Below are 23,267 nucleotides of genomic sequence, written 5' to 3'. Positions count from 1 at the left end.
CCATGAAGAAAAGGATGATCCGGTCTGTTTTTTGTCCCGCTTTGCTCACTTTGCTGATGCTGCTTTTCCTCTGCCCTGCTGCATTTGCCTCCGATGCGCCGTATACCACCATGACACAGGATCACAGAGGCCGGCTTGTCAGCAGCCAGGACGGATACCTGCCACAAAACGCCATTACCAAGCTGGGAGGCAAGGAGCTCAAGAAGCCGGGCGACATCTTTATAGACGGAAAGAATATGCTTTACATTGCCGATACGGGAAATGCCAGGGTGGTACGTTGCACACTGGAAGGGGAATTCCTTGCCTCCATCGGGGAAGGGGTGCTGAAGGGTCCTACCGGTATCTTTGTGGATGAAAAGGGCAATCTCTATGCGGCGGACCCCAGGCAGGGGAAAATCATTGTTTTCTCATCTGACGGAAAGCAGATCGGGGAATATGGCAAACCGGAAGGCCCCCTGTATGGAAAGAAGAATAAGTTTGTTCCCAAAAAGCTGGTGGTGGATGCTGCCGGAAGCCTTTACGTTATTGCAGAGGGCAACACCAACGGAATTGCCCAGATCGGGGAGCAGAAGGACTTTCTTGGATACTTCGGGGCCAACAGTACACCGCTTCCTATTCGGGACGCCTTTCGCAGATTGATTTCCACGAAGGAACAGAAGCAGCAGCTAAAGCGAAATGTTCCTCCTTCTCCCGTCAATCTTGCCATAGATGACAGGGGACTGATCTATACTGTGACCCAGGGATCCGAAGCAAACGGGGTGAAGAAGTTCAATATGGCCGGCATCAATATGCTGAACAATGTGCTTTCCGATGAGAACATCGCGGATGTGGCAGTCGGTTCGATAGAAAACATATTTGTCGTGTCTGCCACCGGATATCTCTATGAATATTCCAGGGAAGGGGATCTGCTCTTTCTGTTCGGCGGCAGCGATGACGGAAAGAACCGCAGCGGTCTGTTCGTCAATGCGGCTGCCATTGATGTGGATGCATCCGGACATTTGTATGTTCTGGATCAGGAAGCCGGCAAAATACAGGTTTTTGAGCAGACCGAGTATGCGGATACTGTTCACCATGCCTTGCGTCTCTACCAGGAAGGACATTATGTTGAAAGCAAGGAGCCGTGGGAGGAAGTGCTCCGGCAGAACAGCTTCTTTGACTATGCCTACAGGGGTTTGGGGCAGGCCTATTACAAGCTGGAGGATTACGACCGATCCCTGTCGGCATTTCGCCTGGCAGGGGATAAGGACGGCTACTCCGATTCCTTTTGGGAAGTGCGGAATGTTTTTCTGAAAAATCATCTTTTTTTGATACTTATCATCTTTCTCGTGTTGTATGTCTTCAGAAAGGCCCTTCAGAAGCTGGATCGGAAATTTGGCATACTCCGGCCGGTCCGGGGCTTCCTGTCTTCAGCCGGGGACAAGCGACTGGTACGGGAGCTGCGATTTGTGGCTTATGTGCCGAAAAATCCGGCGGATGCCTATTATGGGATTCAAAGAGAGAGCAAGGTCTCCATTTTCTCCTCCACTTTGCTGTATCTTGTTTTCTTCATCCTATATGTGGCGGACAAGTATTTCTCCGGATTTTTGTTCAAACGGGTACAGGAAGGGCGGTTTGAGCTGGGGATGGACGTCGCTTTGGTGTTCGGTATATTCTTCCTGTTTATTCTGTGTAATTATCTGGTCTCCTCCATCCGGGACGGAGAGGGAAAACTGAAGGATATATACTGCTCTCTGGCTTATGCGACCATGCCCTATCTGGTTCTGAAGCCTGTCGTTATTCTCTTGAGTCATGTGCTGACTCAGAATGAAGCTTTTCTGATTGGATTGCTGAACTTTATTGTTGTCCTCGCGATGGCAATTCTGATCGTCGTCATGGTTCGGGAGATTCAGAACTACTCCTGGCGGGAAACGTTTCAAAATATCGGCCTGACGCTGTTTACCATGTTTCTTTTCATTGTTGCCGGCGTAATCATCTTTGCTTTGATTCATCAGGTCGTTGACTTTGTTGTGTCCATCTGGAAAGAGGTGAGCTATCGTGTCTCATAGGAAGGTCGCTGCTTTTCTGCGGAATATTGGGATACTGATTTGTGTTGTGGCTGTTTTTGCCGGCCTGATCTATGCAATCAATCACAGAACGAAGGTAGCCGGGAAAGGAGGAAAAGCCGGGGACTTTTCAAAATTTTTGCCGGGGTCTTCCGATAGGGGGACAGGGGATTCGCCCTTTGTGGCTGCAGAAAATCAGAGGCTGAAAATGATTCTGGATCCGGTTTCCCTGGGGATTACCCTGGAGGACAAATCCACCGGCGAGACCATGTCCTCTGTTTTCAATCCGGGAAAGGATCCGCTGAATGAATCCTGGAAAGGATTTCTGGAGTCCGGTGTCGCCATCGAATTTTACAATGGAACTTCTCCTGCTTTGGAGCGGGCGGATATGTTCAACCGGTCGCCGCAGAAATACATAAAAAAGAAGGAAAATGGATTTCAGGCCACGATTTCCTACGAAAAACTGAAAATAGCCTTTACCGTTGTGGTGGAGCTGACAGAGGACGGCATGACCGCAAAGGTTCCGGCGGAAAGCATCTATGAAGGGGAGCAGTTCCGTCTGGGTGCAGTTTATCTGTATCCCTTCATGGGAGCTTCCCGTCTGGATGAGGAGAAAGGATACCTGTTTATTCCGGAAGGCTCCGGCGCGCTGGTGGAATTGCAGGATAACAAGGGCCGTTACAATGCTCCCTATGCCAAGAAAATATACGGGGAAAATATCGCCGTGGATGCTGAGGTTTCCCAGAAGATGAACTGGCCCAGTGTGAAGCCTCCGGAACAAATCGTTATGCCGGTTTTCGGCATCGCCCATACGGACCGGAACATGGCCCTGCTTGGCATTGCGGAGGACGGGACATCCGACGCTGAGCTTCTGGCCTACCCGAATGGCGTAATGACCAACTACAACTGGGTGACGGTGAAGTACCTGTACCGCAAGGAGTTTATTACACAGGTATCCCGTGGCAGCGGCATTATCGCCGCACCGAAGGAAGGAAGCTTCCGTGATGTGGGAGTACGGTTCATTGTGTTGTCCGGAGATCAGGCGGACTATTCCGGGATGGCAAAAGCCTACCGCAATTACCTGCTGAAAACAGACAGGCTGGAGAAAAAAGATACCGAGTTTCGGATTCGCCTGGATTTTCTGGGAGCAGAAAGCAAGAAATGGATCGTATTCAAGGCAAAGGTACCTATGACCACGGTGGAACAGATGGGATCCATGATGGAAAGACTGGAGAAAAAGGGCGTGGACCGGATTCTGCCGACCTATATGGGATGGCAAAGCGGCGGCCTTTCCCTGGCATACGGCAGCAACAACTATACCGTGGAAAAGTCGGTAGGAGATATGGATCAGCTGAACGGCCTGGCGGCCAGGCTGAAAAAGAAAGGCTCCGAGCTGATGCTGTATCAGGATTTCCTGTTGGCCAATCCGGACCGGAAGTATGACTCCTCCACCGATATCGCAAAGAATCTGGGAAAGACGATAGCGAAAAAGAAAACCAACAAGCCGTTGTACCCGGAATTCTATTATCTGACGCCTCCCCGTTCCCTGTCGGACTCGGGGAAATTCCGGGAGAAGTTTGAAGATACCAACCTTCATGGGATTACGGTAGGCTCCAATGCCAATACCCTATACTCTTATTTTTCCCGGGGCGCAGTGCATCCCAGGGAGGAAACCAGGAACATGACAGATTCCATGATGAAAGGATTCCAGGGGTATCAGAAGGCGATGATCCGACCCTTTGATTATCTGTGGAAATATACGGACCATTATTTCGATCTCCCCCTGGCGACTTCCAATTACAATTATATCAGTCGGGAGGTTCCGTTCCTGCCCATGGTATTGAAAGGAATCCTTCCTTATTATTCAGATTATGCCAACTTTGAGCCGAATCGAACAAAATTTTTATTAAAAATGGTGGAGTATGGGGCTTATCCGTCCTTCCTTCTGACCTGGGAGGACTCAACAGAATTGAAGGATACGAATTCATCGGATTTCTTTGCTTCCAAATTTACGGATTATGAACCGGTGGTCAAGGAATATTACAGATTGTTCCGGGAACTGCATGACCGGATCGGGGATGCGGGTATCCAGAAGCATGAGGCTTTGTCGGAGGATGTGGTGAAGGTTGTTTATGATAACGGGGTGGAGATTGTGGTGAATTATGGGAGGCAGGATTTCCCATACAGGAATGCAACGGTGGAGCCGCAGTCCTATCGTTTATTTGAGGTGAATTGATATGATCGGGAAACGAGGGTCCGTACGAAGTGTGACAGCTCGTCAGGAGAGAAAAGGTTATCTTTTTGTATTGCCCTGGACCGTGGGGTTTCTGATCTTTTTTGCCAACCCCATTGTTCAGTCTGTACTTTACAGCATTAGCAGCGTACGCATTACGGCAAAGGCAAGGATCGTGAAGCCGGTGGGTTTTGATAATTTTGCCTATATTTTTACAAAAGATATTTATTTTGTGGAACGCACGAAGGATTTCTTTATCAATACCCTCTTCAGTCTTCCGATCATATTGGTGTTTGCCCTGATGATTGCCATGCTGATCAACCAGAAAATCCACTTCAAGGGTTTCTTCCGGACGCTGTTTTTTCTTCCCATCATCGTTGTCAGCGGTCCGGTGCTGAATAACCTGATTCAGGAAGGCGCGACCACCGTGCCCATGATGGAGCAGTATGGGATTTACGATATTATCAATGAAACGCTGCCAAGCTTTCTGAAAAGTCCGATTACCTATCTGTTCCAACAGCTGATTCTGATTTTGTGGTATTCCGGTGTGCCGATTCTGATCAACCTGGCCGGGCTGCAGAAAATTGATTCGAATCTGTATGAGGCCGCTTTGATCGACGGTGCGTCTGCCTGGGTGGTATTCTGGAAGATTACCCTGCCGGCCTTGAAAAGCATTCTGTTGGTGGACGCAATTTATATTCTTGTATTTCTGGGGACATCGGAGATCAATGAGGTAATCGGTCTGATCAAGTCCAATATGTTGAATCCCAATACCGGGTTTGGCATTGCCTCTGCCATGGCCTGGATCTATTCCCTGGGGCTGCTGCTTATTATGGGAGTCATATATTTGATCGCCGGGCGGGAGAAGTCCAATGCGGAAGAAAAACACGCCAAAAAGGAACAGAAGATACAGAAAAGAAAAATAGCAAAGCTGGTCAAACAGGGAGGGAGATGAAATCATGCAAAACGCAGTAACTCAGAAAAACAGGATTTGGCTGGAAAATCATAAGAACAAGGCAAGGAAACTTCTTTTTGGGACGAGAAGTAAAAGCGGCATCCTTTTTTTGACCTTTGTATATATCATGCTGATTGCTCTGGGGTTTATCTATCTGTATCCCATTCTGCGCATGTTTGTCACGAGCTTTATGTCTCTGGATGATCTGCTGGACGATTCCGTTAAATGGATTCCGACACATATCTCATTGGGGAACTACAAGCAGGCTCTGGAGGTTATGAAGTTCCGGGAAAACATCGGTCCCACCCTGTTGCTTTCCGTTGTTCCCTCCCTTTTCCAGACAGCCATCAGTGCCATAACGGGATATGGATTTGCCCGATATCACTTTCGCGGGAAATCCTTCCTGATGCTTTTGGTACTGCTGACCTTTGTGGTCCCGCCTCATGTCATGATGGTACCGCGATATCTGATGTATTCAGATTATAAAATGATCGGGACCATGAAGGTGCTGATTTATCCCGCCATGCTGGGCCAGGGGCTGAACAGCGCGATCTTTATTCTGATCTTTACCCAGTTTTTCAGGCAGACGCCTGCTTCCCTGGAAGAAGCAGCGAGGGTGGATGGAGCCGGGGATCTCCGGATATTTTTGACCATTGCCGTTCCTCTGGCTGTACCGGCCTTTGTCGTCTCCATTTTGTTTTCTTTCGTCTGGTATTGGAATGAGACCTACTTCAGTTCCCTCTTTTTGGGAAGCGCCAATATCGGCAATCAGAAATCCATTTCCACGATTCTGATGGAGCTTATGCGGTTTGAAGACAACTATAAAAAGTATATTCAGCAGGTGTCGGGATCCTGGTCTACCGGGACATCCGCAGATACTGTGGTAAATGAGGCAATCCGTATGGCGGGAACGATGGTGAGTATTCTGCCGCTTCTCATTGTGTATTTTCTGCTTCAGAGATATTTTGTGGAAAGTATTGAACGCACCGGGATTACCGGGGAATAATTTTTCAGGTCATAACGGCGAATGCCGATGTGATAAATGGGACAAAAAAGAAGGAGGAGTGAAATCGTGAAGCATTTTGGGAAAAAGAGTGTTGTTTTGCTGCTGGTAATGGTTCTTACGCTTTCCGCCCTGAGCGCCTGCAAGGGTGGGGACAAGACAGCTGGCCAGCCGAAAGGCGGCAAGGAAAACAATTCCGCGGATGCTGACGGGAAGGGCAAAGACGACGGAAAAAAGTCCGGTAAGGAGGGTGGCCTGGATCCCATGACGAAGGAGGATATCACGTTGTCCTATGCCTGCTGGGGTCTGAAGGAAAAGGGTGAAATCGAGGCGAGAGACGAACAACTGGCAGCCTTTACGGACGCCTATCCCAATATCCATGTGAATTTTGTGGAGATCGAACAGGACAACTGGAACGAAGCATTGTATAACAATGCGGCTTCCGGTACGTTGCCGGACGTTTTTTGGGTGTTCAGTGTGACCGATGCGGTAAAGAATCAATGGGCACTGGATGTAACGGATCTGTTTGACGCTGACCCGGATACAAAGGAGATTTATCCGGGAGTACGGGATTTGTCGACCATTGCGGGGCACAGGTTCCATGTACCCTGTGTCATGTTCCCCCATATGATTTTTCTCAACAAAACCCTGTTTGAAAAGTATAACGAACCCCTGCCGGATTATGACTGGACTGTGGATGATTTCAAGAAAATTGCGGAACGGATGAGCCATCCGGAGGATTATTATTTCGGAACTTCCCAACCCATCTATTACGATCTGATGGACGCCTGGTATAACGGAAAAACCCGTTACGGCTGGGACGGGAAAAAGTATGATATGGGACAGACCTGGGTAGATGCCTGGAACTGGAGGCTGGACTGGATTGACCAGAAGGTTTGCGAGTGGATGAGCGAGGATGAAAAGCAGAATGTCCTGGGTGATCCTGCAGCATGGCCTCCGGGAAAAGGACGGGTAGCCATGCATATTGACTGGCCCTGGACCATAGCCAAATTTCAGGATGAAGTGTCCAAGGAAACGGGAATGGAATTCCTGTTCTATCCATTGCCCAAGGGACCCACCGGACGCCAGATGGCCCTGATTGACAACAGTGTGATTTCTGCCACCACGAAACACCCCAGGGAAGCCTGGGAACTTCAGAAATGGACTTCCTGGGGAAAGGAAGCCTGTAAGAATCGTTTGGCAGGATACAAGAAAGCAGGAGCGCCGGTATCACGTCTACCTGTTATTACCAACAAGGAGGTCTGGAAACAGATCATTGACACAGCTCCCAATGAGTCTATGAAGGCATTTTATGAACATCTGACGGATATTACGCCATCTCCATGGCCCATTGCGCCCGGCTGGGCGGATTTTGATGCCTGGATGGGAGATCAGGACATGATAGGCAAGATTGAACGCCGGGAAGTCCGTCCGGAGGATGTTGTGGAGGAACTGAACGATAAATTGAATGAATTCAGGGAGAAAGACGTGGAGCTGATCAAAGAGCTCTATTCCATCAAGTAAAAATAACGGAGTCAATGCAGGCATGCAGGAGGGAGTCTGTATGCCTGCATTTTAAGGAGGTTGGATTATGAGTGTCCGACAGGCGACCCGGATTGATCCAAAGAGATTTCACAAAAGTCAGCTGAAAATTTACGCCTATTTGATCCCCATTTCCATTTTTATGCTGCTTCCCATTGTATATATCATAAATCACGCCTTTAAGCCGATCAATGAGCTGTTTGCCTTTCCACCCCGGTTTTTTGCGCATCAGCCCACAACGGATAATTTTCGAAAGCTGTTTCAGACTACCCAACAATCAGGGATCCCCATGGGGCGGTATCTGTTCAACAGCGTTGTGATTACCGTTGTCGTTGTGCTTCTGACCGTTGTCATCAGTTCCATGGCCGGCTTTGCCCTGTCGAAACTGAAGTTTCGCGGAAAGGACCAGCTGTTTGAGATCAACACCATTGCCCTGATGTTTGTGCCGGTAGCGGTAACCATTCCAAGATATCTGGTCATAGACCGGCTGGGGATCATGGATACCTATCTGGCGCACATTCTTCCGCTGATGGCCATGCCGGTGGGGCTGTTCCTTGTGAAGCAGTTTATTGACCAGGTGCCGGATGAGCTGATGGAAGCGGCGGTGGTGGACGGTGCGTCCCATTACCGTATTTACTGGAAGATCGTGCTGCCGATGATCCGGCCTGCCCTTGCTACGATTGCCATCCTGGCGTTTCAGGCGGTGTGGAACAATGTGGAGACTTCCACTTTGTTTGTCACACAGGAGAACATGAGAACCCTGGCGTTTTTCATGAATTCCCTGGCTTCCAACACCAATATTGTTGCCGGACAGGGCGTTGCTGCAGCGGCTGGTCTGATTATGTTCATGCCAAATGTTGTTCTCTTTGTGATTCTTCAAAGCAATGTCATGAACACAATGGCTTACTCCGGGATGAAGTAGCGGCAGATGGCTGATAATCGGACGGACTGCAGGAAGGAAAGCAGGAGAAGGAAAGATCGGGAGGGGAGAAAAATTGCGGTTTTCTGATTTCTGTAAAAAAGCCGGCATCTTGTTCATTGCCCTGTGTATGGCATTTTCTGCCGGATGCAGACCGGGAAAGCCCCGCGGTGAAAAGACTGCTGTAAAGAAAGCCAGGAAGGAGATAGAAAACGACATGCGGGAGAAGATTCCTCACCGGACGGAACGAGTTGGGTCCGAAAAGGCGGAAACCTATCAGAATCCCATGGAGATCAAGGGCCAGCATGGGAAAAGTCCATTCACCGGGAGTGGGGAATATGGGATCGGAGATCCTTTCGTGATGCGGTATAACGGCAGATATTATCTGTATCCCTCTTCCTGCGAAAACCGGGTCCGGGTCTATGAATCCGTGGATCTGGTTCACTGGGAGTATAAGGGGTATGCCACGGAAGGCGATGATGTGTATTTTGCCTATGCACCGGAAGTGGTATATTACGACGGATCCTTTTATATGTGCACCTCTCCGGAAGGCAAGGGCCATTTTATTCTGAAAAGTGAAAGTCCCCTGGGACCGTTTCGACCGGTAACCGATAATTTCGGACATTCCATAGATGGCTCTTTCTGGATCACGGACGATGAGGACCTGTTTTTCCTTTATCCGGGAGAAAACCGGATTCACTCAGCCCGTCTGGATCCTGCAACCATGCTGCCTTCTCTGCGGAAGGTGGATCTGAATGCCACCCTTCACGGCTGGACAGAGGGCCCCGGGATGTTCCGGCGGGGGAAGTATCATTACCTGACCTATACAGGAAATCATGTGCTCAGTACCGGATACCGGGTTGCCTATTCCTATACCGGGGACAATCCCTTCGGGCAGTATATCATGCCGGAGGATAATATCCTCTTTTTGCGGTCGGAGCAGGAGGATCCGTTTCACGGGCTGGGGCACAGTTCCAATGTGACAGGCCCGGATCTGGACAGCATTTATTCCCCCTATCATAATCTGGTTGCGCTGGACGGTCCCCAGAGAAGGTATGACCTGGACCGGCTGATGACCAACGGCGGGCTGGTTTACAGCACGGGAGACACGAGCTTTCCGGTACCGGTTCCCTCCATGCCTTCCATATATGGATGGCTGGACGAAGAAGATCCGCATACTACGGAATCCTTTATGGTTTCTGATCAGGGAATCCTGAGCAACGACAGGGTACCCGGCGTCTTTACCGCAGAGTATCATTTTCGATTGTCAGGGGAAAAATGTCCGGTGGATCTGAAGTTCGGGATTGACGGGGACTCCTGGTGGGCGGTCCGGGTGGATACGGAAAACAACACGCTTTCTCTAGTCTCGGCAGATCATGGGGTGGAGAAAAGGGTGGCTATGGAAAAGATCAGAGTCCACAACTATCAGAGATTGTGCACGGTTCGTGTGGAGAATACGCCGGAGGTGACCTATGTATACTGGAATGGCGCCCGAAAGCTGGCGCTTCACAAGGCGGATATTCCAGGGGGAAAAATCGGGGCTTCCGGCAGCCATGCCATATTCGGTTATATCGCGGCCAACGGGGAGGCTCTGGGTTCCGGGGATTTCGATGGGGTCAAAAACCTTCCCGGCAAGTTTGCCGCCATGCATTATCTGAAAGGAGAAAACCGGGGCTTTCATATCCGGAAGGCGGCAGAAAAGGAAGACGGACTGCGTCCCGGAGAAAAGGAAAGCAGTATGGTACACCGGAACGGATCCCATTCCCTGGTTCTGAACACTCCCGGTGACTGGACCGAATATTCTGTCAATGCTGCCGAAGACGGTCTTTACGGCGTTACGGCCACTTTGGGTCCGGAAAGCAGCGGTGCGGTGTGTCAATGGATTGTGGATGAAGATCCCGGCCAGGCGTTTTCATTTACGGTCCCGGAGACAGGACTGGAAAAGGAGGATCTGGCGGGGCTCCATCTTGGAAACCTGGAGCTGGAGAAGGGATTTCATACGCTGACGCTTTGCCTTCTGGAAGGGGAGCTGCGGGCAAACATGTTTGAATTTCATAACATCACATCCCGGGACTGGGATTATGACAGTCAGTTTTCCATCCGGCAGGACCGGAAGGAATGGCTGCTTCTGGGGCCATGGAAGATGCAAGGCGGAAAACTGGCGATAAAAGGTGAACAGGATGGAATGGCCGTGGTTGGCAAGCCGGGAATGATGGATTATGAAATGGATCTGGATATGGAAATTCCCCGGAAAGGATCCGGCGAATCCGGGGTCATGTTCCGTGTGACGAATCCATCCCGGATGGATGCACAGGTACGGGAATCCTTTACCGGGTATGGGCTCAGCATCGGCGAAGAAAATATGACATTCTGCAAGTATAACTATGGCAAAATAGGAACCAGTCGTATCATCCGGCTGGGGGAAAATCATTCGGATCATGTCCGGCTCCGGGTCGTCGTTCAAAACAACCGGATCCGCATTTACCGGAAAGGGGAAAAGAAACCGGCAATGGACTTTTACGATCCCCGGCCATGGCTGTACGGCCGGATTGGATTCTACAGTTTCGGAAGGGAACTGACAGTCCGCCACCTTTCTGTGAAACCAATTCCTTTCACGAACTCATCAATACATCAATCCGAAGGAAAGGAACGGAAAATGAAAAACACGACTTGCAACCCGATATCTCTTCCTGTGAAAACGCGGGATGGAGCAGCAGACCCCTTTATCATGCGATACAATGGATGGTATTACCTCTATACCACCGGGGAAGTAAACATCTGGCGTTCCCGGGACCTGGCGGACTGGACCTATGCGGGCACGGCCAATCCTCAAAAACCGCTGAAGGCAGCGTATGCGCCTGAGGTTTATTACCGGAACGGACAGTTTTACATGTATACGTCTCCTGCGGGGAACGGTCATTATGTTCTCCGTTCGGATCAGCCGGACGGTCCCTTTGAACCTGTAACGGACAACATTGGCCTGACGATCGACGGTTCGATTTTCATGGAAGATGACGGATCCTGGTATTTTACCCATGCAGGCGATCGGGGGATCCTGGGCCATTCCATGTCGTCTCCCACGGAGATTGATCTCCCGGGGAAGCTGCTGGGCTCCACGTATATGGGACACTGGACGGAAGGCCCCATGATCCTGAAGCGGGATGGGCGATACTTTCTGACCTATACCGGCAATCATTTCCAGAGCAGCGGGTACCGGGTGAATTATTCCGTTTCCGGGGATGGGCCACTGGGACCGTATCGCCGGCCGACAAATAATCCAATATTGATCAATGATCAGGATTCCCAGCATTCTCTGGGTCACAGTTCCTTTGTTCCCGGCCCGGATCTGGATTCCGTTTATATTGCCTATCATTGCTATTCGGAGGGCGTTTCTCCCAGACTGCTGAATCTGGATCGGCTTTCCTTCAATGGCAGTCGCATGACGGTAAACGGTCCCACCTGGTTTCCCATGCCGAAGGCGTCTCTGCCGAATTTTGCCCTGTGGCCGGAGAACGATCCGGTATCCCATATGGAAACGTCGAAGGACGGCGAATGGAAGATTTTGTTATCCCGGGAAAAGACGCAGGATTGTTATACTGCGGAATGGAACCTGTCCGGAGGAAGCGGGGATACCGGGATTGTTTGCTGCAGCGATGGGAAAGGTTCAGACATCCGCCTGCTCCGGGAAAAGGACGGGACGGAGATGAAAATTGAAAAGCACAGCAGGGGCACTGCGGAGCTTTTAGGGACCTTCGATCTGCCGGAAGGATTTGACTGGAAGGTGCTGCATACAATCCGGATCCAGTTCGGTCCGCAGAGGCTGGATGTCTTTCTGGACAATATGCATCAGCTGACATGTGCCGACCCCGGTCCGGGTGCCGGAAAAATCGGATATATCTACACCGGTTCCCGGCCGGAGATTGGCTTTACGGGCTTTTCCGATGCTTGCCGGGGATCGGGAGACGGGCAGTCAGTCAAGCCCGTACCAGGGCAATTTGATGCCATTCATCATTTGCCCGGGGAAGGTGAAGGCTTTGGCGGGAAGGTTGGGACAGGCAGCCTGCCGGGGGATGTTCGGACTTTGAAGCTGAAGGAAGAAGGAGCCTGGGCATCCTATGCGGTGAATGTGGAAAAAGAAGGTCTCTATGGGGTGGCGCTTCAGATGCGCCGAAAGGAAAAGACGACAGATGATGAGGCTTTTCAGGACAGCAAACTGGAGATCCTTCAGGATGGAAAAAGTCTTGATATTTTTTCCGCCCATCCGCAAAACGATTCGCAAAATGGGGAAAGCAGGGCAGCCTCAAAGGGAGAAAAGGCAGGCCCGGCGGATCTTTCCCCCGTTCCGCTGGGGAAAATACGGTTATCCTCCGGCCAGCACCGCCTTACCTTCCGGTTTGCCGGAGGGCGGGATCCGGAGATTCTGGACGTGCAGCTGTATCATGCGGAGAGTCTTGGTTTTCCCATGGATTTGCCGCTGACAAGGAAGCAAAAGGAAATGAAGATCATCGGCAGCCCACGCTTTGTTTTCCGTGCAGAGGGAATGAAGATGCCCCGCCGTGGCGACGGGAAGATGATCACAGGCAGTAAGGCATGGACGGATTACACGGTGCAGGTTACTGTGACGCCGGGCTCCTTTGGTATGGGAAGATCCGGACTGATGGTGCGTTCCACCAACGAATCCTATCATCCCGATCAGAATCCCAATGCCATGCAGGGCTATTTTATAGGGATGGAAAGCGACGGGATTTCCTTGTGGCGGATGAATTACGAAGATTCCAGGGTGATGGAGAAAGTGCCCTTCCAGCCGGAAAAGGGAAAAGAGTATACCCTTCGGGGAACCGTACGGGGCAGCTGCATTCAGGTATATTTGAACGACCGGAAGGATCCCGTTATTTCCTGCACGGATCCGGAGCCTTTTCTGTATGGGCGGATTGGCATCTGGTCTTTTCATGAGGAAGCCGTTTACAGGGATCTGAAGGCCTGGTCGGATTAGCCTGTTCGCTGCTGTAACTTTAAGAAATCCATTTCTGGTTTCGCATTTTTTGCCAGAAAGATGGGGATACTATCGCTTGAGCAAAGCAGGGATGGAGGGAATGATTTTTGCATCATTCTATCGGAAGCCGGCTCATTTTATCATGTATTTTATATATATTGCAGGAGTTCCATATGCTAAGCTTTGAACTGAGAGGGGAGGATGACTATGAGAGACAGGAAACATAGAAGCGGGATGGTTCGGCAGACAAACCTTTCCACAAGACTCGCACCGGTGGTATTTCTGGGGCCGGCCATTATTCTGTTGATTCTGATTTCTGTTGTGCCATTATGTTATTCACTGTATCTGAGCACACAAAACTACAATCTTTCCATGCCAAATCGGCCGATGAAGTTTGTCGGGCTGGAGAACTACCGCACCATGCTCTTAAAACCTGCGTTTCGGGAATCTCTGGGCTGGACGCTGATCTTTTCCTCGGTGTCGGTGGTGTTTGAAACCGTCCTCGGTCTGGGCATTGCCCTGATGCTGCACAGTGACAGCACAAAAAGATATTCGGCGCCGTTCAAGACCATTATGATTATCCCGATGATGATTGCGCCGGTGGTATCGGCAACCATCTGGAAACTGATGTACTATCCGGTATATGGCGTGTTGAACAACACATTGACCATGCTGGGAATCAATGGTCCGAACTGGCTCGGCGAAACGTTTTATGCGAAGATTGCCATTATCATTGTGGAGATCTGGGGGGCAACGCCCTTTTGCATTCTGGTATATCAGGCGGCGCTGAATACCGTATCCACGGAAATGATCGAAGCAGCCAGGGTGGACGGAGCCTCGGCAGGCCGGGTTTTCTTCAGCATTACCCTGCCGAGCATCCGGAATTTCATTGCATTGGTGGTGTCCATCCGGATTGCGGATTCCCTGCGGATATTTGACATCGTCATGCAGTTGACAAACGGGGCCCCCGGATCCACCACGGAAACCATCGGAACTACGATTTACAAGGCAGCGTTCCGGTATTATCAGGTAGGGCAGGGGTCGGCCGGTGCATTCCTGTTCTTTATCGTCATATCCATCGTATCATTGCTGTCCATGATGCTGATGAGAAAACGGGAAGACTAAGGAGGTGACTCATTTGAAATCAAAAAAACGTTCCGGGCACGCCGGGCGGGTTGGTATGTTTATTGGTCTGCTGGTGGCTGCAGTTTTTTTCCTGTTCCCCATATACTGGGCAATTACCATGTCCTTTAAAAAGAAGGGGGATATCCTTGTGACGATCCCGCAGTTCTTTCCCATTCGGCCAACACTGGAAAACTATGTGGAAATCATGCAGAGATCCAGTTTCCCGACGTTTGCAGGGAACAGCATTATGGTTTCCCTTGTGACCACGTTGATCTGCGTGATCATTGCTGCAATGGCAGGTTATGGACTGACGCGGTTTTCCGTATCGGGACGCAGTCAGATTTCCACCGGGATCTATATCATACGTATGGTGCCCGGGCTGGTTTACACGGTACCGCTGTATATGATCTACCAACAGATTCATCTGATTGACAACCGCTGGGGTTTGATCCTTGCATACTGTACCTTTTCCCTTCCCATGTCCATATGGCTGTTCCTCAGCTTTTATGAGGAGATCCCGAAGGAAATCTATGAATCAGCAAGCATTGACGGATGCTCGGACTACAGAATGTTTATTTCCATTGCCCTGCCGCTGGTTTTATCCGGCGTTTCCGTTGTTGCGATTCTCTGCTTTATTGGAGCCTGGAATGAGTTCAGCCTGGCACTGACGCTGACCTTCCGGGATGCTTATAAAACACTGCCCATCGGCATTAATTCCATGATCCAGAGGGAACGGGATACGCCCTTTGGTTCCATGGCTGCGGTGGGAACCATGGCCATGCTGCCTGCCATTATTCTTTCGCTGACCATGCAGAAGTACATTGTGAAGGGATTTACTGCCGGAGCGGTCAAAGGGTGATGGCTGGTACAGGCAATCACCCGGCAGGCGGAGCTCATAGAATGTTACACATTTTATAAAATTCATGTAAGTAAAATTACAACAGGAAAGGTGGATCATTGATGAAAAAGTGGAAATCCATTTCAGCCATTTTGCTGTGCATGCTGCTGCTGGCTGCTACGGCATGTAAGTCCGGCACTTCCGACAAGAAACCCGGCGGCGCCACGGCAACCCCGGGTGCTTCCGAAGCCCCGGTAAAAGGTTCGGTTTTGAAGAAATATCCGATGCTGAAAAATCTTGATCTGGACGGCACATTGAAGCCCGGCATGTACAAAGGCAAGAAGATTGTCGTTGCCACCAGCGCCGGAGATTATGAAAAAAGCATGAAGGTGTACAAACAACTGTTTCATGAACTCACCGGCGGCGAGGTGGAAATACAGTCTTTTCCGGACCAGCTGTTTGAAAAGGCACAGATGGCCCTCAATACCGGCGGCCAGTTTGACGTGATTGTCATGCCCATTGCCTATATTCATTCATTTGCCTATTCCGGTCTGCTTGCTGACTTAACGAAAATGCTGAGTTCCAAGGCCAGCCCGGGGTACGATCCGGACGATTTTCTTCCCGGCCTGTACGATACTTACGCAAACTACAATCATATGATTGTCGCGCTCCCTTTCAAGCCGGATGCGCAGATGCTTTTCTACCGCAAGGATCTTTTTGAGGACGAAACACAGAAAAAGAACTTTCAGGCAAAGAATGGACGGGAACTGACCGTCCCGGAAACACCGGAGGAAATGCTGGACGTCGCTAAATTCTTTACCAAATCTATGAATTCGGATTCCCCGGTTCAGTATGGATACTCCACCATGCTGAACAAACCCAACAGCCGTTTCTCCTGGTTCAACCGGCTTGGTTACTATGGAGGCAGCGAAGTCGGCGATCATTTTGAACCGGGTTTTACGAACGGCAGCGGGGAAAAGGCCCTTCAGTTCCAGGTGGATCTGGTGAAATGTGCTCCAGAAGATGCTCTGACCTTTGACTGGGATACGTCCAACACCTATTTTGCCCAGGGCAATGCGGCCATGATGGAACAATGGCCGGGGCTGTATCTTACCTGCAATCAGGAGGGCTCTCCCACCAAAGGGAAAGTGGGATATGCGGTTTGCCCGGGCAAGAGCCCAACCCTTGGCGGATGGGCCATGGCAATCACAGGGGACAGTGCTGAGGAGGAAATGGCGTTTAAGTTCTGTGAAATGGTTACCTCAAAGGACGGCGAATATATTAAGATCGGATACACGATGGATCCGTGCCGTACTTCAAATTATGAACGTGACATTGTAAAGGAAACCAGCGATCCGGCATTCTATAAAGCACTGATGGACAGTCTTTCCGTCGCAAGGCAGCTTGCCGATACGGATATTCCGTTTGTGTCCGCACAGATTGCGGATATTGAAGAAAACTCGATCCAGTCCGTGCTGACCGGAGACCTTTCCGTGAAGAAGGCCGTCGACCAGATGGCCAGGCAGTTCAGGGATGCGGTAAACGATGTCAGTGACCAGCTGAAATCCTCCAAAAAATCATAACTACAAAGGACAAAGGAACAAATCATAACCGGTGCGGGCCCCTTTGGGGGTCCGTGCCATATAAACTGATCCATTGCGAAAGGACGGCGCATATGAAAACGTATCAGAATCCTCTTTCGTTGCCCAGGCAGGACCCGGAACAGGGGCTCGGCGATCCATTTGTCCTTCGGTTTAACGGACGGTATTATCTGTGCCCTTCCCCCGGCGGGGAAAAGCAGGGTGTTTTATTATGGGAATCCACGGATATGGTGACATGGAGTTTCCTGGGAAATGTAGCTCCTGATGCATTGCTGCACCATACGTATGCACCGGAGATTTTTTATTACAACGGTACGTTTTATCTCGTCGGATCCCCAGACGGGGAAGGACACTACATTTTTGTTTCCGATTCTCCCGGAGGTCCGTATCGAAAGCTGACGGGGAATCTCGGCCAAACCATTGACGGTTCCATGTTTGCAGACAATGACGGTTCGCTTTATTTCTATCATGCGGAGTATCCCTCCATTTACGGACACCGCATGGATCCGGACGGTACCCTGCACCCCGGGCAGGAGCTGTACGGCACTTCCATGGGACACTGGACGGAAGGCCCCGGGGTTTTTCTGCGCGGAAACAAATACTACATTACCATGACAGGCAATCACCTGCACTCCCGGGCCTATCGTGTGGACTATGCGTACAGCAACGAGGGTCCGCTTGGCCCGTTCCGGATACCGCGGAATAAAACATTGCTGGTCAACTCGGCATATGAATATGGAAGCCTGGGACATTCCTCCACGGTGATCGGTCCGGATCTGGACAGCTACTGGATTTTCTATCACAGCTTCCGGATGGAGCCTAAGGACGCCGGCCATGGAATCCGCCGGCACGGCCGGTTTGTTCACATGGACCGCATGCTGTTCAATGGGGATGAACTATATGTAAGCGGTCCGGGCCTTTCGGAAACGCCGGTGCCGGAGCTGCCGGATTTTTACGGCTGGGCAGATGAGGAAACGGATTCAAATTCCCGGCTGTTTCTGCATAAAGATAACCTGGTGCTCTCTGCACGGGAAATGTCCCCGTGCGGAACGGCGGAAATCACGTTTTCGCCGGGAGAAAACGGCGCCGCTGTTTTTGCCTGGCAGGATGCGTCCAACTATCATGAAGCAGTGCTTTCTGACGGGGAGCTCCGTATCTTCTCCGTGAAGAACGGCAGCCGGAGCTGTCTTCTTTCAGCACCTCTTTTTGAAGGCTTTCGGCAGGATGTGCTGCATACCCTGAGGATGGAGGGAGACGAAGAAAACATTACCTTCCTTGTGGACCGGATGCGCAGGGGATGTATCCCGGCAATCTCCTGCACCGGGCGGATCGGAACGAAGGATGCGCTGCGCACATCTTACATGGCATTTACCCATCATGTTCATCAATCCAGCGACAGGGAGCATTATCAGCATATCCCCGGCTTTCTGGGCTGTATGACGGCACTGTCCGGCAGCGGCGGCGAAGCGCTGGCCTGTCCACAGGAGGAAACGCGGCGGATTCTGCATGCCGGAGAGAGCATCCGCTTTCGGATCAACGTTACCCGGGAAGCACGGTATCATCTTCAGGCTACTCTGCAGTCCTTCGGCGAAACCAAAGTGGAGTGGTGCGTGAAATCAGGGAAGGGACAAAGGGAGTTTTCCGTTCAGCCGGCCCTTCAGCGGGTCGGGCTTGGCACGGCTGTCCTGAAGAAAGGGTGTCAGGAATGGGCTCTGACTGTGTTAAGCGGGGCGCTGCAGCTGCGCGGATTTGATCTTTTTCCGGTGGAGGAACCGTCTGCTGAGGAATTCAGCGGCCTTACGCTCTGCAAAAACACAAGGCAAATCGAAGGGGACATTTGCATTGACCGGATGGAAGGGCTGCAGATGGACCGTCCGGGTCATGCCCTGTGTCAGTTTGGGTCGCGGTTCCATACCGAGGAGTGCATGGAGGCCGATGTGATTTTCCGCGGGGATGAGATCCAGCGTTCCGCAGGCATTTTTCTCCGTGTCAGTGAAAATTCTTTTTACCCGGACCAGGTCCGGATCGGCCATCGGGGATATTATGTGGGGTTTGACGGGAATCACGTGTTTATCTGGCGCATGAACTTCGATAAAAAGGTGCTGGCCCGGGCCCGCTTTCCTATTCAGCCGGGAACTTCCTGCCGGATCCGCGCGGAGATCCGGGGAAATGAGATCACGGCATCCGTAAATGGGAAATATGTCCTTTCAGCAGTGGATAACGATTCCCTGCCCTATGGGATGGCAGCAGTGGGTTCTTTTGGAGCGCGCGTTACCTTTTCACGGGTCCGCTTTGATCTGAAATAGCAGGATAACAGCACAACCTGAATAACAGCATGATCTTAATTAATGGAACGAAAGGACGAAAGGACGAAAGGACGAAAGGAGAATACGGAGTATGATTTGGACGGACCATTTTACGGAGGAGTCCCTGCAGCCGGAGCACTGGGTTTTCTGCAATATGACCAGTCCGTGTACGGAAGCTGCAAAGCATGTGGGGGATTCGGTCCTGGCACTTCCGGAGCATGACAGATGGAACGAAGGAAATTGTCTCCTGAGTCGTCGTTTTCTGCAGGAAATCAGCTGCGTCCAGGGTACGTTTACCGGATGGGACAGGGGAATTTCCGGTGCGGCAGTGGGATATTATGCAGGAGACGGCAGCTTTTCCAACTATGTGCTTCTTGCGGCTACAGAGACGCATATCGAACTGCGCGTCCCCTCCGGCGGACAGAACGGGGATGCCTTTATGCCGTCTCAGCCCAGGTGGTATGTCGTCGCACAGACGGGGTGGAAGCCCAGGTTTCCGGTACAGCTGGCTCTGAGACGAAACGGGTGTACCTATCGTGGGGAAGTCAACGGCAGGCTTTGTCTGGAGGCAGATATCCCGGAAATCCAGGGGGATGCAAGGGCTTTGTTCAAGGCCCTGCCATGGAAGGATCGGCTTACGCCAGGGTATGCCTGTCTGGACCGGGCCGGCATGGAAGGATTTGCTCCGACAGGAGAATTGTCCGGTACTGTCCGGGACGGGACGAATCAGGCTCCGGTACCTTATGCGGGAGTGCATATTGCCGGATTTGATGCGTTTTTTACACGGGCGGATGAAACCGGGCACTTTCATATAGGGGACGTACCCCGCGGCGCCCATATGCTGATCGCCGCTGCGGAGGGCTATGCGTTTTCCGGCACGGAAGTTTCCTGCATCCCGGGGCAGCTGCGGGAGGAGACCCTTGTCATTCTTCCGGAAAGCGCAGGGACCTGCCCTCGGAAAGAATACAACAACCCCTTGTTTGACCGGAGGGAAGGCGGGTTCCTGCAGCTGAACGGCACCTGGGAATTTCAGTTTGATCCGGACAATACCGGAATTCAGGATCACTGGTATGAGCCGGAGCATGTCCGGTTTGACCGGCACATACGGGTTCCGTTTTCCTGGGCTTCCCTGATGGGCTTTGGGGAAGAGCATCTTGTCTGTGGAGATACTCTGCATGAGAGCAATACCATGTTCAACAATTATCACCGGACCGGGGAGCATGCCTGGTACCGCCGGAAATTTACCGTCCCCGAATCTTTCCCGGCCGGAGAAGATGTCATTTTGCACATCGGTGCGTGCTCCAACGTCACAAATGTCTGGCTGGACGGCCGCTATCAAGGCATGCGGGTAGACGAATACAGCGATCTTTCCTTTGATCTGGGCCGGCTTGCCCCGGGTTCGGAACATTTGCTTGTCATAAAGGTGCAATATCCCCACGATATTCTATCCCACAACATGGGGAAACAGATTTTCTGGTTTTCCAGCGCGCCGGGGATCTGGCAAAGCGTGTGGCTGGAGCACCGTGCTTCCGCCTACATTGAAACCTTTCATTTGACGCCGGAGCTGGGATTCGATGGGGAGACCTGTACTGAAGCGACGGTGCGGGCCTCGGTATCCGCCTCCGGAGTGGAAGAAGGGCGGGATGGGCATATTCTCCTGTCCCTGAAGGCGCCGGAATCCGGCAGAACTTTTGAGGCGGACATTCCGCTTTCCAACGGGGGAGGAGAGATCTCCAAAAGGAAAGGACAGGCGGAAATCCCTGTCACGGAACCGGAACTTTGGCAATACCGGGAAGGGCGGCTTTATCTGGCGGAAGCAAGGCTTCTTGTACACGGAAAACAAACCGATGCCGTAAAAAGTTATGTGGGGCTCCGCAAGGTGGAAACAAAATGGCTGCCCGGGCACAGCCCGGAGGAGACCCGGGATCCGGAGGAGCAGTATCAGTATGTATACCTGAACAACCGGCCGTTTTATGTACTCGGGGTTCTGGATCAGTGCTACAACCCATTTGGCATATACACATACCGCAGTTTTGGAAAGGAAGGCCCGCAGGGAGTACGGGGATCCATCGCTTATGATATCAACCGGACCCTTGCCTATGGATACAACGTGTCCCGTGTTCACATCAAGGAAAACGAACCGCTTTGGTATTACGAATGCGACCGCGCAGGGCTGCCCGTCTGGACCGAGCATCCGTCCAATTTTTACGCAGAACCGGAAAATCCGAACTGGCAGGCGGCATATCGCCGGGAAATGACCGGCATGCTGTCCCGGCTGCACAATCATCCCTCCATCCTCATGGTATCCAGCATCAACGAATCCTGGGGCGTCACCGGTACCCATAACCGGACGCCATGGGAGAACGAGCTGAAATCCCGCTTTCTGGAAGACGCTGCCCGCGAAACAAAAAATGCCTGGCCCCATGTGCTGATTTGTGACAATTCCGGATATGGGAAAACCGCCGCCTGTGAGCTGAATGACTTTCATATCTATCCCCCGGGGCATTGGGATGCCAAAAAGCACTGGGAAAAGCTCGTCCGGGACTGCTATCCGGGTTCCACCTACAACTGCATTCATCACAGTCACTCACCCCATGCCATCGGGGAAGCGGTGCAGACCGGCCGGCCAATTCTGGTCAGCGAGTTTCTTCATATCAACGGCATTGACATGCAGCTGCGTATGTTTCAGAAGATTGCCGGATATGTGCGCATGAATGTGGCATCCCATGAGACGGAGGATTCCGGTCCGCTGACTGCGGAACGATGGGAACGGGATTATGGATACGTGGATTCGGATCTGAATCCTGTTGGCTATGATATGGTCAACAACATGGACATGGTGGTCTGGGATCAGAACCGCATCTTTTATGCCAGGCCCGGCGAAACTGTATCTGTGGGTCTCTATACTTCCCATTTTTCATGGAAAGCCGTGAAAAAGCCGGTCCTTCACATTACGGTGACGGGGATCGACACGTTGGGGCGATACCTGCCGGATTTGTTTTCCCGGGATACGGCTGTGGATTTCCTACCGTTTGCTGTGGAAAAGCAGGCTGCTTTTGAAATGGCCGTTCCTGAAACCATCCGGGGCGCTTATTTGTTCGCGGAAGTAAAGGACGGCGAAACCGTTCTATGCCGCAGCTACATTCAGCTTTGCGTGCGCAATGTCCGGGACAGGATAGGGAAACTGGCTGAGATTCCTGTGGAAAACTATCGGAGCGCACAGGGCGATTATCTGTTTGAAGAAAGCTGCGGCGGGGCTTCGGCCGTTGCCGTTCACGGGCGCGGATCCCTGGAATATTCGTTTACGGCGGAACGATCCGCGGCACAAGCCGTACTCATTCTGGAAGCCGGCGCCAGGGAGGGGAAGAATGCCGTAAAGGTAACCGATGAATGTCTCCACGGGAGCCATATTGAAATCCATCTGGATGGGAAACTTCTTCAAACCATCGCACCGGCAGATGACCCTTCGGACGAACGCGGCCTCTTCTCCAATTCCATGCAGGGCGGTGATCCGTATCATTACGGCAGGACAGGGCGGCTTGGCTACGGAGAACGCTTTGAGGTGCCGGTCCCGGATGGACTGGACAGAGGAACACATACCCTGCGCTTTTGCTGTGACGAAGGAGGCATGACCCTGTATGGTGCCTGTTCCGGCCGCTATGGTTTTGCACCCTGTTTTGTGGAAACCGCTGTGCTGTAAGTCCCGGAAA

12 protein-coding genes are annotated in these 23,267 nt (G+C 51.5%); all 12 read left to right on the top strand.

Annotated features, from left to right (window positions below):
* Positions 1-2 precede the first annotated feature (2 nt).
* The 12 genes from QBE55_01905 to QBE55_01850 all read left to right on the top strand — a co-directional run bounded on the left by QBE55_01905 (position 3) and on the right by QBE55_01850 (position 23,257).
* Positions 3-2,045, top strand: coding sequence for a YIP1 family protein (locus tag QBE55_01905; GenBank protein ID WZL78946.1), 2,043 nt, complete (start codon positions 3-5; stop codon positions 2,043-2,045).
* Positions 2,035-4,278 (top strand): DUF5696 domain-containing protein, encoded by a 2,244-nt coding sequence (locus QBE55_01900; GenBank protein WZL78945.1) that lies wholly within the window; start codon positions 2,035-2,037, stop codon positions 4,276-4,278. The genes QBE55_01905 and QBE55_01900 overlap by 11 nt, the downstream gene beginning before the upstream one ends.
* 1 nt (position 4,279) lies before the next feature.
* Positions 4,280-5,230 (top strand): sugar ABC transporter permease, encoded by a 951-nt coding sequence (locus QBE55_01895; GenBank protein WZL78944.1) that lies wholly within the window; start codon positions 4,280-4,282, stop codon positions 5,228-5,230.
* 4 nt (positions 5,231-5,234) lie between these two features.
* On the top strand, positions 5,235-6,236 hold the full coding sequence (locus tag QBE55_01890) for a carbohydrate ABC transporter permease (GenBank protein WZL78943.1): 1,002 nt from the start codon (positions 5,235-5,237) through the stop codon (positions 6,234-6,236).
* 66 nt (positions 6,237-6,302) lie between these two features.
* Positions 6,303-7,757: an extracellular solute-binding protein gene (locus QBE55_01885; GenBank protein WZL78942.1), complete on the top strand. Its 1,455-nt coding sequence runs from the start codon at positions 6,303-6,305 to the stop codon at positions 7,755-7,757.
* A gap of 67 nt (positions 7,758-7,824) precedes the next feature.
* On the top strand, positions 7,825-8,697 hold the full coding sequence (locus QBE55_01880; GenBank protein WZL78941.1) for a carbohydrate ABC transporter permease: 873 nt from the start codon (positions 7,825-7,827) through the stop codon (positions 8,695-8,697).
* A gap of 73 nt (positions 8,698-8,770) precedes the next feature.
* Positions 8,771-13,687, top strand: coding sequence for a family 43 glycosylhydrolase (locus tag QBE55_01875; GenBank protein ID WZL78940.1), 4,917 nt, complete (start codon positions 8,771-8,773; stop codon positions 13,685-13,687).
* A 207-nt stretch (positions 13,688-13,894) separates the two neighbouring features.
* Complete coding sequence (locus QBE55_01870; GenBank protein ID WZL78939.1) at positions 13,895-14,812, top strand: sugar ABC transporter permease; 918 nt, start codon at positions 13,895-13,897, stop codon at positions 14,810-14,812.
* A gap of 13 nt (positions 14,813-14,825) precedes the next feature.
* Positions 14,826-15,671 carry a carbohydrate ABC transporter permease gene (locus QBE55_01865; protein WZL78938.1) on the top strand — a complete coding sequence of 282 codons (846 nt, stop codon included), beginning with the start codon at positions 14,826-14,828 and terminating at the stop codon, positions 15,669-15,671.
* Between the two features lie 101 nt (positions 15,672-15,772).
* Positions 15,773-17,233, top strand: coding sequence for an extracellular solute-binding protein (locus QBE55_01860; protein ID WZL78937.1), 1,461 nt, complete (start codon positions 15,773-15,775; stop codon positions 17,231-17,233).
* A 92-nt stretch (positions 17,234-17,325) separates the two neighbouring features.
* Positions 17,326-19,557, top strand: coding sequence for a family 43 glycosylhydrolase (locus QBE55_01855; GenBank protein ID WZL78936.1), 2,232 nt, complete (start codon positions 17,326-17,328; stop codon positions 19,555-19,557).
* 91 nt (positions 19,558-19,648) lie between these two features.
* Positions 19,649-23,257: a glycoside hydrolase family 2 TIM barrel-domain containing protein gene (locus QBE55_01850; protein WZL78935.1), complete on the top strand. Its 3,609-nt coding sequence runs from the start codon at positions 19,649-19,651 to the stop codon at positions 23,255-23,257.
* Positions 23,258-23,267 lie beyond the last annotated feature (10 nt).

This window comes from Eubacteriales bacterium mix99, from assembly GCA_038396605.1.
Classification (GTDB): Bacteria; Bacillota; Clostridia; order Caldicoprobacterales; family DTU083; genus UBA4874.
The sequence above is the reverse complement of the archived record's forward strand: the minus strand, read 5'-3'. Positions and strand labels throughout refer to the sequence as shown.

What these genes read in the sequence shown, in the direction of transcription:
- QBE55_01905 (WZL78946.1), top strand. Translation starts at nt 3, where the DNA reads ATGAAGAAAAGGATGATCCGGTCTGTTTTTTGTCCCGCTTTGCTCACT.
- QBE55_01895 (WZL78944.1), top strand. Translation starts at nt 4,280, where the DNA reads ATGATCGGGAAACGAGGGTCCGTACGAAGTGTGACAGCTCGTCAGGAG.
- QBE55_01890 (WZL78943.1), top strand. Translation starts at nt 5,235, where the DNA reads ATGCAAAACGCAGTAACTCAGAAAAACAGGATTTGGCTGGAAAATCAT.
- QBE55_01880 (WZL78941.1), top strand. Translation starts at nt 7,825, where the DNA reads ATGAGTGTCCGACAGGCGACCCGGATTGATCCAAAGAGATTTCACAAA.
- QBE55_01870 (WZL78939.1), top strand. Translation starts at nt 13,895, where the DNA reads ATGAGAGACAGGAAACATAGAAGCGGGATGGTTCGGCAGACAAACCTT.
- QBE55_01860 (WZL78937.1), top strand. Translation starts at nt 15,773, where the DNA reads ATGAAAAAGTGGAAATCCATTTCAGCCATTTTGCTGTGCATGCTGCTG.
- QBE55_01855 (WZL78936.1), top strand. Translation starts at nt 17,326, where the DNA reads ATGAAAACGTATCAGAATCCTCTTTCGTTGCCCAGGCAGGACCCGGAA.
- QBE55_01850 (WZL78935.1), top strand. Translation starts at nt 19,649, where the DNA reads ATGATTTGGACGGACCATTTTACGGAGGAGTCCCTGCAGCCGGAGCAC.